This window comes from Psychrobium sp. nBUS_13, assembly GCF_051201665.1.
Taxonomy (GTDB): Bacteria; Pseudomonadota; Gammaproteobacteria; order Enterobacterales; family Psychrobiaceae; genus Psychrobium.
Map to the genome: position 1 here is coordinate 595,518 of NZ_CP179210.1, position 17,114 is coordinate 612,631.

Below are 17,114 nucleotides of genomic sequence, written 5' to 3' on the forward strand. Positions count from 1 at the left end.
GAGAGATAATATATCTAGTGCAAAATGGTGTTAAATTTATTTCTAGTAGTTAAATTGGAGTATTTAAAGTGTTTTAACTTCGTTTTTTTCTTAATTCTATGTGGGTTTACTCGTTGTTTATTAAGATAAATTGTTATCGACTAGGGTGGGTTTTAAATTCTTTTATTTTTAATAAAATGAAGAATAATAAGGAATAAATCGACTGATTTACTCAATAAAATACAAATTAAATAAATGTTAATGTAGAGAGCAATGTGGCAAACGATGTCTCGACTATAAGGGGTAAAGCAGTATTTTCTGGGTTGATTCCAGCAGCTTGTAAAACAATTGTTTCTGAGTTATCCCGCTTTTAACTCGTGGTTTAAAATCATGGTCGCCATCTTCGAGCCACAAGAAATCTATTTGTTGATTTAGATCATAATTATTAACTTCTTCGTAACTTCCTAATTTATCTCGTGTCCCTTGGGCAATAAATACAGGCGCTTGAATATCTTTGAGGTGTTCAATTCTTAATTTTTCAGGTTTTCCAATTGGATGAAATGGATAACCTAGACAGATAACACCTTTAATGAGTTTGTTGAGCTCTTCATCACCTTGTGCTGCTGCCATAGACGCAATTCGTCCGCCCATGGACTTGCCGCCGATGTAGACCGGTTGATTTAATTCTTTGATAAGTTCGCTATAAAACTCGACGAGTTGCGGTGCTCTGTTAGGTGGTCGACGTTTTCCGTCAATCAAACGTTGTTGCATGTAGGGGAAATTAAACCTTGCGACACGCACGCCTTTTTCGGCGAGTCCTTCGGCGATAGTTGTCATGAACTCTGACTCTGCATCAGCGCCTGCGCCGTGGGCGAATAGAAATAGTGGGCCGTTTTTTGGGCCGTCAAAAATGAATTCCATAGTTGTTCCTATTAAATAGTTGCTCTTATTAATTAGAGGCTAAGCAGTATCGAGAAAAGAAAAGTGATGAATACGACAATCAGTATCGATTGACGTAACTTTTTTAACAAACGGTACAAATGAGGTAAATCGGCAATATCTGGATGATAGCTAGCCCCTAATTTTGGCCGTCTTATTTTTATACCATCGTACATCACGGCGCCGCCTAGTTCACGGTTCATCGCATTGGCAGTCGTTGTTAGTAGAGCACCAGTGCCGAATCTATGCCAAGAGTTTCGCTTTATTGAGAGGTGCTTAAAACCAAATAAAAATGCGATGAGAAGCGCCTGTAAACAGTGAAATGGCAAGCTTATTAAGCCAATTAAATATTGTGGAAACTTACCAAAGTGACGCCAAGCTTTCTGCTTAGGGTTCCAATAGCGGGCGAGGGCGTTTAATAAACCATAAACAATTAGTCCGATAGAGCCTGTTAATAAATAGAGGGTGATAGGGATTAAATAATTTAGTGAAAATTGTTGTATTGCGCCTTCTATAGTTGCTTTAACAATACCCATTGTAGATAACGATTGTGTGTCGCGTACACAAAGGCTTGTCAGCTGCTCTTTAGCAAGGTTCTTTTTATTATGCTTAAGGCTTTGGTAAACACTTTTACAATGACGTAATATCGAATAACTATTAATGGCGAGCAGTAAAAATATCGCATCGAAGAACCAAGGATAGATAGCAAACACTAAAATGGTGTAAACAATGATTATTCCAATAAACAGCAACATAACAGTACTAATAGCGCCAGAGAGGCGTTGTTGTTTTGGTGAGTTTTTGGCGGTTTTTTTAGCAAGCTTTAACGCAATGAATCGCCATAACGTGCCGGGATGATAGGATGCATCTATCGCAAATCGTCGTTCAATGAGAACAACGATTAACACGACGAGAAGGCGTAGTGTTAAATCACACATTGATCAGACCCCTAGGTCACTTTTTTGATTTTGTATAAGTGCATGGCATGCCCACCAATAAGGTTTACTATCTTTTGCCTGAGTTCGGTCAGGCCATCTAAGTAGGTTTGATCGTAAATATAATCATCACCTTGTTGAAGTAAATTGATGCCATCAAAACACTGAAACACCCAGCGCAATGTGGGGGCGGCCGTTTCTTGATTTATTTGGTTTGGAATTGTCGCTTCAACTTTTTTCATATTCGCTCGCATTCGTCGTTGTGCAATAGAATATACAAGTAATGATAATGTCATTACCATCAACAGAGCATCGATTCTGCTTGGCTTTTTTATAAATAACGAAGAGACAAAAAACAAGGGATCTTTTAAAAATCTAAAGCCTCTTTCAACTTCCGATTGCGCCTTGTAATGTTTTAATATTTCTTCAGGTGAAAGTTCTTCTTCATCAATATTTGTTGCTAGAATGAAGCAAGATTTTTGCTCAACAGCCTGCTTGATTGCGATCGTGTTTTCTTCAATTTCAGCGTTTACTTGCCACTCTATACGCTTAACTTCAGCATCCTTTTTCGGGCGGCCTTTACCTTCATAAACTTTATGCTCTATATATTGAGTGTCGCTTATTTGATGATATTTCAGTTTTTTTCCTATTTTATCCGCTGCTCGTTGCGCATCAGTTTTACAAGCAAAGCGTTGCGCTTGTAGATGAAACAGCTCTTTTTCTACCTTAACTTTTGCTCGTTCAACTTGCCGTGTGATCGTTTTAGCAGCTCGATGATTAGCGGCACTTGAGTAAATCACAATCCATCGCTGCTTGATCCCCATATGCTCGACTTTTTTGACAACATATTGATAGTTAGCATTTATTTTCACCCATTGTTCGTCAGCTATTGATTCTGCGATTAATTCTTTCTCTAGCGCTATCGTTGAAGGAATAAGCGTGAGAAATTTTACCAGAGATAAAAATTCGGCATTAGCCTTATGATAAAGCTTACAGTCGGCCACAAGATATTTAGGCGCTGCGCTTTTTTTGAATTCGCTAACAAGTGCTTTGCTCCTTGCCTTAAAAATAGCGGTATCAGCACTATTGCCATCCCAGTTTTTACAGGCGAGAGGAACGCCACCATCTTGACTGACAATGATTTCTTGTACCACTTGCTTTAAATCAGGGCGGTGAGCTTTACTGTAACCATGAGTGATTTTAATAACATTGTCATCACTGTCTTCATCGTCAAAAGCGTATTCTCCCGTTAAAGAATGGCTGGTTGTATCGAGTGAGTTAAATTTTTTGTCTACACTTTCTAGCTCGCAAGCTTGCTGAGACACCAGTGAAAATAGACTTTCGCAGCCAAAATCAAAACACTGGTCTAGTGTGCGGCCTAATTTGTGACGATTAAAGTGCTCGGCTTTTACACCTTCTCGAAATAAATGCTCAAGCGGTAAGTTAGTAAAAAATTGGGGACTGAGAGATAAAGGACGGTTTGCAAAACCAAGTCCATTCATAATCATGCCTTTAACCGCTTCACCAGGTGTAATTTCTTGCTTTTCATCCTGAGGTAAATATTGATCCAATAAGGGGACTATTTGTAAGTCTTCAATTACACCTGCGACTATGCCGTGATGATCTAAACGTTTGATTTTTAAATTCATATATACCTCAAAGTTGAGGCGGTATTATATCAAATAGCCGAAAAATCAGTAACAAATTATCGGTTAAATTAAATCCAAATTTTTGATTTTGCTCTGATCAATGTCTGTTAAATCTGACAATTCAACATTACTAGCAGATAGTTGCGATAGAAAATCCATATCCGTATCTAGTCAGGTTAATTCAAATCTGACTTATTACATAGCGGCAACATGGCAACGACCATATCAGCAGAGTTCTGCGCTGCTGGTACTAAGTATTCGTCAAAGCTTAGTTCGCTTTGCTTACCTGCGATGTCTGACAGTGAACGAATGACAACAAATGGTACATTAAACAGATGGCAAGTTTGCGCGATGGCTGCGGCTTCCATTTCACACGCTTGCATGCTTGGAAAGTTAGCGCGTACTTGTTCAACACGCGTTGGATCCGCCATAAAGGTATCGCCTGTAGCAATAAGCCCTTCAACAATTTGTACATCTTGTTGTGATGCCTTCATTGCATCATTAGCCGCTTGTGCCAATGCTGGGTGTGGTTTGAACGCTGCAGGCATTTTAGGAAGCTGGCCAATTTCATAACCAAATACGGTTAAGTCCGCATCGTGATGACGAACTTCACTACCGATAACCACGTCACCTACATTGAGTGCTGGGTCGAAACCACCGGCACTACCGGTGTTGATAATACAATCTGGTGCATACTTTTCGATAAGTAGCGTGCTCGAAACTGCTGCGGCAACTTTACCGATACCAGACATAGACACAACGACATCGACGTCATTAATAGTACCCGTATAAAACTCAATACCGGCTACTGTTTGTGTTTCTAAGCCTTGAATTTGTTTGCGAAGTACTGCTACTTCTGGCTCCATTGCGCCAATAATTCCAATTTTCATGGTGTTCTCTATGTCTTTAAAAACAGCGATCTTAACGTAATTGCTGGCGTTGTAAAATAAAAAAGGCTCTTATTCAGTAATGCTTGTCAGTTAAGTGAAAATTTTGATAGGCGGGAATAATTTGGTGTGCTTATGGAATTCATTTGCTTACTTAAAATAAGCAGAAAGCACCCCAGTTACTTTTCTTTGCTTCGCCAAAGAAATAGTAACCAAAAGAAAGGCGACCCGTGGGTTTAGCGCTGATTATTAAATGATAAATTGCCTATTCAATATCGTATTTGATCCGCATCCCTGCGGAAAATACTCAAAAATCATCCATGATTTTTGCATTGGTCAATTTCTAATTTAAGACGCTAAACAACGGGAACTAGCCGCGCTGTAAGGTTAATAATAACCTTACAGCGCGGTATTACTCTTATTCAGAGCCTTTAGTCAATTTGGGTAATCGTAGACTGTCTACAAATTAGTTATTAAACATCTAGGTACTGCAATATACCTTCTGCCGCATCACGACCTTCTGCGATCGCAGTAACCACCAAATCTGAGCCGCGAACCATATCACCGCCAGCGAAGATCTTAGGGTTAGTCGTTTGAAACGGCACGTTTGATGAGTTTGCAATGACGCGATCCCATTGATCAACGTTAATATTGTAATCCTTAAACCAAGGCTGTGGATTTGGTTTAAAGCCAAATGCCATGATAACCACGTCGACGTCTAGCACGTGCTCTGAACCTGTAACTGCTTCTGCGCGTTGACGGCCATTTTCATCTGGCGCACCCATTGCTGTTTCAACCAACTGTATACCAACAACTTTGCCATCTTGCGCGACGACATCTAAAGGTTGTCTGTTGTATAGAAACTCAACGCCTTCTTCTTTCGCATTTTGTACTTCACGCTTTGAGCCTGGCATGTTGGCTTCGTCACGACGATAAACACAACGTACTTCGCTAGCGCCTTGACGAATAGCTGTTCTCACACAATCCATTGCCGTATCACCACCGCCAAGCACTGCAACACGCTTACCCGCTAAGCTGATGTAAGGATTTTCAGGATCTTGATAGCCCATCAGGTTATTAGTGTTACCAATTAAATAAGGTAATGCCTCAAGCACGCCATCGGCGCCTTCGTTGTCAAAGCCGCCTTTAATATAGGTATAAGTACCCATGCCTAAGAATACGGCATCGTAGTCTTGCTGCAGCTGACTAAAATCGATGTCTTTACCCACGGTCGTGTTAAGTTTAAATTCTACGCCAAGTGACTCGAAATATTCACGACGTTGACTCATTACAGATTTTTCAAGTTTAAATGCTGGGATACCGAATGTGAGTAGACCGCCAATTTCTGGGTTTTTGTCAAATACCACGGGTGTAACACCGTTACGGATCAGAATATCTGCACAGCCAAGACCCGCGGGGCCAGCGCCAATAACGGCAACTTTCTTACCTGTATTGGCAACTGCACTTAGATCGGGTTTCCAGCCTTGAGCTAGCGCAGTATCGGTAATGTATTTTTCAACATTACCTATAGTTACGGCGCCAAATTCGTCATTAATGGTACATGAACCTTCACATAAACGATCTTGCGGACAAACGCGACCACAAACCTCAGGCAGCGTATTTGTTTGATGACATAGATCGGCGGCTTCCATAATACGGCCTTGCTTTGCGAGCTCTAGCCAATCAGGAATATAGTTATGTAATGGACATTTCCACTGACAATATGGGTTACCACAATCAAGACAACGATCCGCTTGTTCTTCTATTTGCGGTTGGTCAAACAAGTTATAAATTTCGATAAACTGTTCTTTACGTTGTTCAATGGGTTTCTTTTGCGGATCATTTCGACCGACATCCATGTATTGAAAGTCGTTCGGCACCACGTTTGATATTACTTTAGTTACTTTTGACATGGCGATTATCCTGCATTCACGGCTAGTTTTAATACATTAGTTGCGTTTGGTAGCATGGTTTTAATATCTGCTGCCGTTGGCTTCACTAATAAGAACTTTGGTAACCAATGGTCAAAATTATCTAAAATCGTTCTAGCACGCTCACTACCAGTGGCATCAAAGTGTGCTTGGATCAACGATTTTAAATGAATTTGATAAGCTGGGAGCTCAATTGGCATTGATTGCGCACATTCATGGTTCATACGCTTATCGATGTTTGAATCTTCATCAAGCAAGTAAGCGAAACCGCCAGTCATGCCCGCAGCAAAGTTAACACCAGTCTCGCCTAGTGATACCACCACGCCACCAGTCATATATTCACAACCGTTGTCCCCCATGCCTTCAACAACGGTCACAGCGCCAGAGTTACGCACACCAAAACGTTCACCCGCTTGACCCGCTGCATATAATTCGCCGCCTGTCGCACCGTACAAACACGTGTTACCGATAATACTGGCATCTTGTGTTTCAAAAGCCATTCCTTGCGGTGGCTTAACAATCAATCGACCACCTGTCATGCCTTTACCCACATAATCATTAGCGTCACCGACAACCGTCATGTTCAACCCGCCAGCATTCCATACACCAAAACTTTGGCCGGCAGTGCCGACAAAATTAATGTTAATCGGTGAGTCGCTCATGCCTTGATTACCATGATGCTGAGCGATAAGACCACTAATGGTTGCGCCCACTGAGCGATCGGTATTTCGAACTTTCAGATTGAAATTGCCACCTTGCTTTTGTTCAATGGCCTTGTTAGTCAATGCTGCTAACTTCTTATTCATTTCACCATCGTCATAGGCAGGGTTTTTATCCGTCCAAGAAATCGCACAGCCTTCTTTAGCGATAGGTCGATATAGAATATCCGACAAATCAAGCTTAGCTTGGCGTGCTGTTTGACCTTCAATCACGTGTAATAAGTCCGTACGACCAATTAAGTCAGTTAGCTTATTGATACCTAAACCAGCAAGGAGTTCTCTAATATCTTGTGCTAAACACTCAAAGTAGTTGGCAACCATTTCTGGTAGACCTCTAAAGTGCTTGTCACGTAATTCTTTATTTTGCGTTGCTACACCTGTTGCACAGTTATTTAGGTGACAAATACGCAGATATTTACACCCTAAAGCAACCATTGGCGCCGTACCAAAGCCAAAGCTTTCTGCCCCTAGAATGGCGCCTTTAACAACGTCTAAACCGGTTTTAAGGCCGCCATCGACTTGTAAACGTACTTTGTGACGTAGTCCATTTTCAACTAAGGCTTGTTGTACTTCAGCAAGGCCCAGCTCCCAAGGGCTACCAGCGTATTTAACTGATGTTAATGGGCTAGCACCTGTACCGCCGTCATAGCCTGATACCGTAATCAAATCGGCGTAGGCTTTAGCTACACCAGTAGCAATAGTGCCGATACCTGGCTCTGACACAAGTTTTACTGAAATCAGCGCCGTTGAATTGATTTGTTTTAAATCGAAAATAAGCTGTGCTAAATCTTCAATCGAATAAATATCGTGATGTGGCGGTGGTGATATTAATGTGACGCCTGGTGTTGAATAACGTAGCCCTGCTATTTCAGCAGACACTTTGTCACCAGGTAGTTGACCACCTTCACCGGGTTTAGCACCTTGGGCAACTTTTATCTGAATAACTTCGGCGTTCATCAAGTAGTGTGCTGTCACACCAAAGCGACCAGAAGCGACTTGTTTGATTTTCGAGTTACGCTCGTTACCAAAACGTGCAGGATCTTCACCACCTTCACCAGAGTTGGATTGACCACCTAAACGATTCATCGCAACAGCAAGGGCTTCATGAGCTTCTGGGCTTAACGCACCAATCGACATAGCTGCACTATCAAAGCGTGGGAAGAGATCATGTGCTGGCTCAACATCATCAATATCAATGGCTTGCTGCGTAGTATCTAATTTAAAGAGATCGCGAATTGTTGCCACTGGGCGTTCATTTACCGCTTTGGCGAATGCTTGATAATCACTGTATTCACCCGACTTAACTGATTTTTGTAATAATTGAACAACATCAGGGTTATAACAATGGTACTCACCACGGAAATCAAACTTCAATAATCCGCCATGCTCAATTTGCTGACGCTTGCGATATGCTTTGTCACGTAAAATCGCTTGATCGAGTTCAAAATCGCTAAAATCAGCACCCTTGATACGGTTTGTTACGCCGTTAAAACATAAGTCAGCCACGTCATCGGCAAAGCCAATGGCTTCAAATAATTGAGAGCAACGGTAACTAGCAATGGTTGAAATACCCATTTTCGACATGATTTTCATCAAGCCTTTGTTAATGCCTTTACGATAGTTAATCACTGCTTCTTTTGGTGAATGAGTGATCTTACCGTGTTCAATTTGCTCAAGAATTGATTCGTAAGCTAAGTATGGATACACCGCTGTAACGCCAAATCCGAATAGTACGGCGAAATGGTGTGGATCGCGCACAGCACCTGACTCAACCACTAGATTGGTGTCACAACGTAAATTGTTGTCAACAAGGCGCTGTTGTACAGCTCCTGCCGCCATAGCAGCTGGAATTGGTAAACTGTCTTTTGTTATATCTCGATCACTTAGCAGGATGATTACAGCGCCATCTTGAGAAGCTTGTTGGGCTTTGTCACACAGGGTAACAATAGCTTGTTCAAGTGTGAGTTCCTCGGTGTAGTTCATTGATAGTTCGACAGTTTTATAGTGCGTTTCATCGAGTGCTTTGAGCTGTTCTAAATCACTATAAACTAATACGGGCGAGTCGAATAAGATGCGATCTGCATGACCTAGTGTTTCTTTAAACAAGTTTTGTTCACTACCAATACACGTTGCAAGTGACATAGTATGTACTTCGCGCAATGGATCGATCGGTGGGTTAGTTACCTGAGCAAATTCTTGGCGAAAATAATCAAAAACACTACGCTGTTTTTGTGATAACACAGCCATTGGAGCGTCATCGCCCATTGATGCAGTGACTTCTTGGCCGCAGCCTGCCATGACGTTTATCACGTCGTGGATCTCTTCTTTTGAATAGTTAAATTGCTTGAGATAAACCGCCAGTTGCTCATCATCGAGACTACGATGACCTGAATTAGATTCTTCACGTTTGTCAAAAGGCACAAGACGGCGTGAGTTATTCGCAAGCCATTTCTTATAAGGGTGACGGTTTTTTAGTTCGTTATCGATGTCAAATGTTGGCGTTAATTTGCCAGAATAAGTATCTAATACGAGCAATTCACCTGGGCCGACACGGCCTTTTTCAGCAACTTCATCTGGTTGATAGTCCCATATGCCGACTTCTGAAGCTAATGTCAGAATACGATCTTTAGTGACGACATAGCGCGCTGGACGTAAGCCATTACGATCAACTGCACAGGCAGCATGACGACCGTTGGTCATAACAACACCAGCAGGACCGTCCCACGGTTCCATATGCATCGAGTTAAAGTCGTAAAATGCACGTAGGTCATCATCCATGATTGGATTTGATTGCCATGCCGGTGGAATAAGCATTCGCATTGAGCGATACAAATCCATGCCGCCCATTAACAACAATTCCAGCATATTATCTAATGATGATGAATCCGAACCGCTCTCACTGACAAAGGGAGCCGCATCTTGTAAATCTGGTAACAAAGGACTTTGAAATTTGTAAGAGCGGGCTTTAGCCCACTGTCGATTACCTGTGATCGTATTGATTTCACCATTGTGTGCTAAGAATCTAAATGGTTGTGCCAGTGGCCACTTCGGCGAGGTATTCGTTGAGAAACGCTGGTGAAACAAACAAATAGAACTCTGTGTACGCAAGTCTGCCAGATCTAAATAGAAATTTGGTAAATCAACAGGCTTTACAAGACCTTTGTAAATAGTAACCATCGACGACAAGCTGGCAATGTAGAATGTGTCATCGTTTGCTAAACGCTTTTCTGCGCGGCGACGAGCCATATACAAGCGGCGTTCAATATCGCGGCTAACCCAGCCTGCTGGAGCATTTACAAATACTTGTTCTATGACAGGTAGCTCAGCTAATGCAATTGGACCAAGGATGTCTTTGTTAATGGGTACTTCACGCCAGCCAACAACGGACATGGTTTCCTTTTCAAGTTCTTCTTTAAGAACTTCACGGCTGTGTTGCGCCAATAGCGGGTCGGTACTTAAAAAACACATGCCAACAGAATACTTTTTACTCAGTGACCAATTTTTTTCTTTCGCTACGGCGTTAAACAAGGCTTCAGGCGCTTGCATCAATAAACCACAACCGTCGCCAGTTATACCGTCAGACGAAATGCCACCGCGATGTTGCATGCGATCTAGTGCTTCAATAGCTGTGCGAATAATCTTGTGGCTTGGTTGCCCATCCATTTGGGCGATAAGCCCAAAGCCACAATTGTCTTTTTCAAACGCAGGATTGGTTAATGCCATAATTGTCATCTCTACAAAATTTAAAACTGTTTATGCAAATGTTATGCAAGCAGGGGTCTTTGGGATACTGCTGAGGGTAGCTAATAAATTTACAATTGATTTGTAAACTATCGTGAAATATTACCAAAGTCAATCTGCGAAAAGTCTAAAGTATAACTAGTCATGACCTTGTTGTTAAGTTGTTGTTTTTATTTGATTGAATTTGATTTGTTAATGATATTAGTTATCATTAACAGTGAGTTTACGTTGGCGTAAACTAAAGTCTAATGTAGTTAAAATTTGTAATTTAATTACATAATTTGGCTTACGTTGGCGTAATGTTAAATATATGTAATTGCCACTTAAGCGTTTTCTTTAATTTATTTAAACGATAGTTTAAATAAATAGTCGTAATTAACTGAATAAAAATTCCTATAACCATCAGTTTTTGTGATGTTTGATAATTAATGTCATTTACTGGAAGTTTTAGATCTGATGTTTAATGGAGGAGATAGACACAAAAAAAGCCGCTAATGCGGCTTTAAGTCACTTATTCGGTATAAACTAAGCGGTGAATCCGCCATCAATCCCTTTTACAGCAACGGCAACAGCGTCGTGCGCGTGTAAAGATTCATAATGATTGATACGTACCCAATAATCTTGATGTGTTTGACTCAGTAACGCGTGAGTTACTCGGCGCACAGCATCTTCACAAAACATCAAGTTACTTGCGTTAAGGCGGGCAAATTCTTGCTCATCTTCACGTTTTACTGCAGCTTGTACTGGTGTTTGAACTGAATGTTCAATTAAGTCTACTAACTGTTTTATTGGATAATCACTTACCGTCTCTGCCAAGCGCACTTTGATTTGTGCAACGCTTCGTTGGCTATGAGGCGTTGCAACAATACCCTCAGTACTTCCTAACCATTCAACAACTTGTGCTTTATCTAACTGGTCATCTGAAAATTTATCAACGAATGCTTGTTGAATTAATTGACGAGATAAGGCTGCCGAGCAAGGACATGTTGATGAGTAAGGAACTTCAATACCAAGATCTAATACAATGCCTGATGGTGACTTTGTCGCGGTAATTGTTGTTGGGTAAGCTTTCCAACCTTTCTTGCCGCTTAATAATGAAGCGCGTCTCAGGTGGTAATCAAATTTAAAAGATATTTGTGCTTGATCACTGATGTCATCATGGGACGCAACAAAATCGTTTAGTGCTTGGCTAATGGTTACTGGAGATAATGATTCTTCAGTTGATAATTCATCAAGTCGTAAAAACAAACGAGACATGTGAATGCCCTTGGCTGACGGAACTATCACATTGACAAATGCTTCCACTTTCGCGCTAACGCGTTGTGGTGATTCGTCTTGTGAATCAAGTAGGATCGGCATTTCGATCTCACTCATTCCAACCCAATTTATGTTGCCTTCGGTTTGAGCAGGTGAATTGCTGGCAATATCTGGCATTTGGTGGGGCATTAAAATATAACTCCATCAGATTTATCTAATAAAAGGTCGTCATAAAAAGTGGTTAAACTTATTGAAAACCAATAGTAAATTTCTATTTGAGCATAAAATGATTCTCTTAAAATCAGCGCTCTGAGAAATAGGGCAGGCATTGTAGCACGCAATTATTGGTTTCTTCTATGTTGCGTAAAGTAGAATGACAACTATTTTTATCTAATCTATACCTACTGCACATTTTGATTGAATAGAAGCCATGTGTGAAAAATTCATATTACTAATACTTTAAACCTACCTCTACAAGTAGTCTGAGGGGGAAAATAATGGTAAGTTATAAACATACTTAAAATAAGCTGCTTACACAGTGCAGGTATCGTATTGATACCACGTAATTTATAGGGAAAAGTTATCATGCAAAAGGTTGCTGGGATGCTGTTTGCGTTGTTGTTGTTGTTGTTGTTGCTTTGCGTATCCAATGACACTCATGCAAACGTAAAGTCAACTTCATATGAAATGATGCTAATCGGTAGCGAGTTTGAGCTATGTCGAAGTAGTGCTACTCACTTTTGCCGTGCGAAAGATGTTCTTGCATTTCGTGTTGGTAACAATCGCAGCGCCAAACAATATAAATTAGCCATATCGCAAATTGAAAAAATGATGCATGTTTCTCAGTGGAACCCAAACAGACAAGCATTACGTTATGACTTACACCTACTTTTTAATGCTATCGCAAAACGTGCCGGCACCCGCATTCTTTCTCACGCTCAATTACTCAGTGTTTGGAAATCAATATCAATTAGACGAGATGGAAAGGCGCTGAGTGGCTACTCGTTGTTTTTATCAATGAGCGAATCTGAATTAGCAATGATTTTAGATCATTTAGAATTTGCGCAATTAGATCATGCTGGGCGTCGTTATAAAGATGCTGTGATTATTGATAAAAGCGAACCATCAATGTCGATTACTTTAGCAAAACAAGTGATAGATATGGCAAAAAAAGGTGATGCCAAGCCTAAAGTGTTAGTGGCGACAGTTGGATATCGTGATAGCTATTTAGATGTTGATGCTTATGTGTCTCTTTTTAATCAGATGGGAGGAGAGGCCTCTTGGTTAGCCATTGATGCTTCACTCGTTCAGCTTATTGCAGACAAAAATACCTGTAATGATTTAACTAAGTATCGAGCAGACATTCTTAACAGTTATGACAGAAACAGAATTTATAAAGATCTCGTTAAGATACAGCATCAATATTGTATGAATCCTTCGCTATTCAATCAGCAAGTTGCATCAGCAGATGCCATTGTTATTGTCGGGGATGATCCTAAATTGCTTAATAAAGCCTTTATTGTCAATGGCAGAGAAAGTAAATTACTGACTCAAATTAGACAACAAATGAACGCTAAAAATCTGTTAGTTGTTGCGGCTGGGAAAATGGCCAGAGGTATGGTGAGTAAAGGTAATCAAGGCGCGGTCATATTAGGCGGAAATAGTGAGTACGCCATGTTAAATGGTACGTCAAGTCTCGTGCAAAAGCGCATGGCTTGTGAAGACTATGGCTCTTGTGAAAGTGATTATAACAGCGTGGTTTATCAGCAAGGTGGAATCGGATTATTGGATTTTCCGTTAATTGATACGCAAGTTTCATCCCGTGGTAATATCGCCCGTCTAGCCCGTGTTGCTCATGATAGTAAATTAATGCAAAGCGTTGCCATTGATAAAGGCACAGCTATTTTATTAAACGAGAAAAATGGCGCGCTTAATTTTCAAGTTGTTGGTGAAAGTGGTGTAATTTATCTGTCATTTAAAGATGCTAAACCATCGTTGACTGACATTAATTATCACTATTTTACACCGGGTGACGATGTTAGCAGTTCACTCAATAATGTGAAGGTCATTTATCCTGAATGGAAAACCGTTGCCAAAGATCCTCAAGCGCAACTCGCTTTTTATAATAATCTTTTTTATGGTGATAATTATAATCGTTTTTCAGAACAAGCCTGTGTAATTAACGATCAAACATGGCAGGGGCTTGCGGGTCGTAATAAGAAATTTTTGGTGAAGTTGTCTAAGACACCAAGTAGTCAGCTACAAATGGGTGGTGTAAAAATCAAGAATGATTATAAGTTTTATTGCTCAATAAGTGCTTTATCATTGTCGTTAACTCGCAACTAATTAGCAAGATAGTAGCTTACATCATAGTTTTTAAACGGACTAGATGGTATTGTGTCGCTGAAATTTGTTAGATAAATGGTTTGTATTATGTCAGTAGATAGTCATTTGGAATTAGATCAAGTCTTAGAACTTGATATCTTAGAACAGTATACGCAAGCAATTGGCGGCCAAGCGTTAATGGGGAGTGTTGATTTATTTGCTCAGCAATTTCCGCAATACCTTGCGGAGCTAACGTCAGCATTTGATGAAAAAGATTATAAACTGACTGCAGAGCATGGGCATAAGATGAAAGGGGCTGCTGGCGCAATTGGTTTAGCTCGTTTAAGCCAGTGGGCTCAAATGCTACAGAATAGAGATAATGAGCAGTGGTTAGAAGAAGCGCCACAAATTATTGATTATTTATCGACTCAATATACTGGTGATATTGATAAGTTAAGAGATTATCTTAGTAGTTGCTAATGATGTATTACCCTAGATAACAAAACAGCCGCTAGCAATATTAATTGCTAGCGGCTGTTTAATGTTTGATGGGGCTATTCTGTTTCGTGTTCTGAGCAGAAACGGTAACCTTCACCATGAATAGTAGCAATGATTTCACTGCTGCCAGGATGGCTTTCAAAATGTTTTCTGATTCGGCGAATTGTTACATCTACCGTGCGATCATGTGGTTTTAATTCACGACCTGTCATTTTCATTAATAAATCACTACGGGTTAAGATTTTCCCCGGGTTTTCTAAGAACTCAATCATCGCTCTAAATTCACTACGCGGTAATTTAAATTGCGCTTGAGTTGGGCTAACTAAAGAACGCGAATTTACATCCAGAACCCAGCCACTAAATTTATAGCGCTCAACAACGTTTACTGGCTTTTCTTCGCTATTTGCGCTCTTAATACGGCTCAGTAAGTTGCGTGCTCGAATTGTTAATTCGCGCGGATTAAATGGCTTAGTAATGTAGTCATCAGCACCAATTTCTAGGCCTAAGATTTTATCTACTTCATTATCACGGCCTGTTAAGAAAATAAGAGCGATATCATCTTTCTCTCTTACTTCACGTGCTAATAATAAACCGTTTTTACCCGGTAAATTGATATCCATAATAATAAGCGAAATTGGCTCTTGCTTAAGCAAGCGATTCATTTCGTCACCATTGTTGGCTTCGTGAACGTGATAACCTTCAGCTTCGAATATAGAACGCAGTGTGTTACGCGTTACTAGTTCATCTTCAACAATAAGAATGTGCGGACTTTGCATAATAGTAGTTACCTAGTATTAGTTCACTTAAATATAAGTCTATGTCATAAATCTAAATGATGTAAGATTTATGATAAGAAAATGTTATCAAAATGTTACTCGAGAAGGTATTAACCTATGATAGTGCAAATGTGCCATAGTTTTTAGACAGCTCAGTTATAGAGCGCGTTCTAGCGAATAAGTTCGATTGCAATCAATAAAAATTTCTATGAATTTACGAGTAACTAAAAAATCATCTTTCACTGTGATTGATAACCGTGAGAATATTGACGCACAGCAATGATTTTACGGCGTGATTGTAAACGCTTTAAGCAATTTAAACAATCAATCACCGTGGATAATGATAATAATTGTTAACTTACACCATCTATTTAATTGATCTAGGTTTTAGCTGATAAAATTTTAAACTTATTATCGTTGATTACAAGCTCATGTTTAGCAAAATGAGTCGCCATAAATGGTTCATACTTTAGAAAGTTATTGGCCACAATACGTAGCTGTCCACCGTCCATTAAATGTTTTGGGGCATTGCTTATAAAGTTTTCAGGTACTTTATAATCAGTTTTTAATCCAGTGTGAAATGGCGGGTTTGATATGATTGTTGCAAACTTACCGTGTAGATCTGTCAGTCCATCACTTGGGTAGACCTTTGCTTCTACATTATTGGCAGCAAGCGTTAATGTTGCAGATTCAATTGCTAGGGCATCAATGTCGATAAGCTCTAGTGGGATCTGCGGGCGTTTGAGACCAATAAATGTACCAATAATGCCGCAACCGCAACCAAAATCTAACGTTCGTTTCATTTTTATATGACCGAGATTTTTAAGTAGCAATTGAGTGCCTAGATCTAACTCGCCGTGGCTAAATACACCAGGTAATGAAACGATATCAATGGTCATATCTTCAGCGGTAACTTGATAACGCTTGATCCAATCTTCTTTTTTAAACGGTGATGCATTATTTAAGTAATTAGCACGAAATAGCGCACAATGCCTTGCCGAGTCAACTTTAACAGGGCTATCGCAAAACGCTTTTATTTGTTTAGCTGCTGACTTTACACCGCCCTTGTTATCTCCAACCAAATAAATTTCTGCAATGTCTGTTAGATGGGGTAATACATTGGCTAGAAAGTAAGTAGCGCGCTCTTTTGCTTTAGGCCAGTACAGAATTAATTGATCCCATTTTTCGTCAACAGGGTTGTTGAAGTAAGGGCTGTATTGCACTGTTAGCGCATCCGAAGCCGGAAATTGACTGACTACTTTATGATTATGAAAATCGAGTCCCCATCCTAGCACTGCTTTTGCGCCATTGTCGCACAATTGCTGCACTAAGTTATCATCAGAAAAACCGGCGACAATAATTCGTTGGTTTTCAAATAATTCAAAGTTGCGGGCTAAGACTTGGCTTGGGTTTGACAGTGTAGACATGAAAATCTCGATGGGCTAATTTTCTGGGAGTATAAACGAAATAGCCACGCT

At 40.2% G+C, this 17,114-nt stretch carries 11 protein-coding genes; 2 read left to right on the forward strand and 9 right to left on the reverse strand.

All coding sequences use genetic code 11. The annotated features are described in order from the left end of the window. Window positions 1-273 precede the first annotated feature (273 nt). The 7 genes from ACMAZF_RS02725 to folE2 all read right to left on the reverse strand — a co-directional run bounded on the left by ACMAZF_RS02725 (window position 274) and on the right by folE2 (window position 12,226). Window positions 274-900 (reverse strand): alpha/beta fold hydrolase, encoded by a 627-nt coding sequence (locus ACMAZF_RS02725; protein WP_435275959.1) that lies wholly within the window; start codon window positions 898-900, stop codon window positions 274-276. Between the two features lie 32 nt (window positions 901-932). Then, window positions 933-1,856, reverse strand: coding sequence for a cobalamin biosynthesis protein CobD/CbiB (locus ACMAZF_RS02730; RefSeq protein ID WP_435275960.1), 924 nt, complete (start codon window positions 1,854-1,856; stop codon window positions 933-935). Between the two features lie 11 nt (window positions 1,857-1,867). Then, on the reverse strand, window positions 1,868-3,502 hold the full coding sequence (locus ACMAZF_RS02735; protein ID WP_435275961.1) for an IS1634 family transposase: 1,635 nt from the start codon (window positions 3,500-3,502) through the stop codon (window positions 1,868-1,870). Window positions 3,503-3,678: 176 nt separating this feature from the next. Next, complete coding sequence (gene mtnN / locus ACMAZF_RS02740) at window positions 3,679-4,392, reverse strand: 5'-methylthioadenosine/S-adenosylhomocysteine nucleosidase (protein WP_435275962.1); 714 nt, start codon at window positions 4,390-4,392, stop codon at window positions 3,679-3,681. 470 nt (window positions 4,393-4,862) lie between these two features. Beyond that, window positions 4,863-6,269: an FAD-dependent oxidoreductase gene (locus ACMAZF_RS02745; RefSeq protein ID WP_435277165.1), complete on the reverse strand. Its 1,407-nt coding sequence runs from the start codon at window positions 6,267-6,269 to the stop codon at window positions 4,863-4,865. Between the two features lie 38 nt (window positions 6,270-6,307). Then, the gene (gltB, locus tag ACMAZF_RS02750) at window positions 6,308-10,762 is read right to left on the reverse strand and encodes a glutamate synthase large subunit (protein ID WP_435275963.1); all 4,455 of its coding nucleotides are present in this window, start codon (window positions 10,760-10,762) and stop codon (window positions 6,308-6,310) included. Window positions 10,763-11,305: 543 nt separating this feature from the next. After that, the gene (gene folE2, locus ACMAZF_RS02755; RefSeq protein ID WP_435275964.1) at window positions 11,306-12,226 is read right to left on the reverse strand and encodes a GTP cyclohydrolase FolE2; all 921 of its coding nucleotides are present in this window, start codon (window positions 12,224-12,226) and stop codon (window positions 11,306-11,308) included. Between the two features lie 396 nt (window positions 12,227-12,622). On the opposite strand from folE2, the gene ACMAZF_RS02760 reads away from it, so the two are divergent. Together ACMAZF_RS02760 and ACMAZF_RS02765 are read left to right on the forward strand one after the other, a co-directional pair. After that, a complete protein-coding gene (locus tag ACMAZF_RS02760; protein ID WP_435275965.1) occupies window positions 12,623-14,383 on the forward strand; it encodes a hypothetical protein in 1,761 nt (586 codons plus the stop codon). Window positions 14,384-14,470: 87 nt separating this feature from the next. Next, window positions 14,471-14,842, forward strand: a complete 372-nt coding sequence (locus ACMAZF_RS02765) for an Hpt domain-containing protein (RefSeq protein ID WP_435275966.1) — start codon at window positions 14,471-14,473, stop codon at window positions 14,840-14,842. Window positions 14,843-14,916: 74 nt separating this feature from the next. Here the strand turns inward: ACMAZF_RS02765 and arcA are convergent, their stop codons facing one another. Together arcA and rsmC are read right to left on the reverse strand one after the other, a co-directional pair. Then, on the reverse strand, window positions 14,917-15,636 hold the full coding sequence (arcA, locus tag ACMAZF_RS02770) for a two-component system response regulator ArcA (RefSeq protein ID WP_435275967.1): 720 nt from the start codon (window positions 15,634-15,636) through the stop codon (window positions 14,917-14,919). A 380-nt stretch (window positions 15,637-16,016) separates the two neighbouring features. Continuing rightward, a complete protein-coding gene (rsmC, locus tag ACMAZF_RS02775; protein WP_435275968.1) occupies window positions 16,017-17,063 on the reverse strand; it encodes a 16S rRNA (guanine(1207)-N(2))-methyltransferase RsmC in 1,047 nt (348 codons plus the stop codon). Window positions 17,064-17,114: the final 51 nt, after the last annotated feature.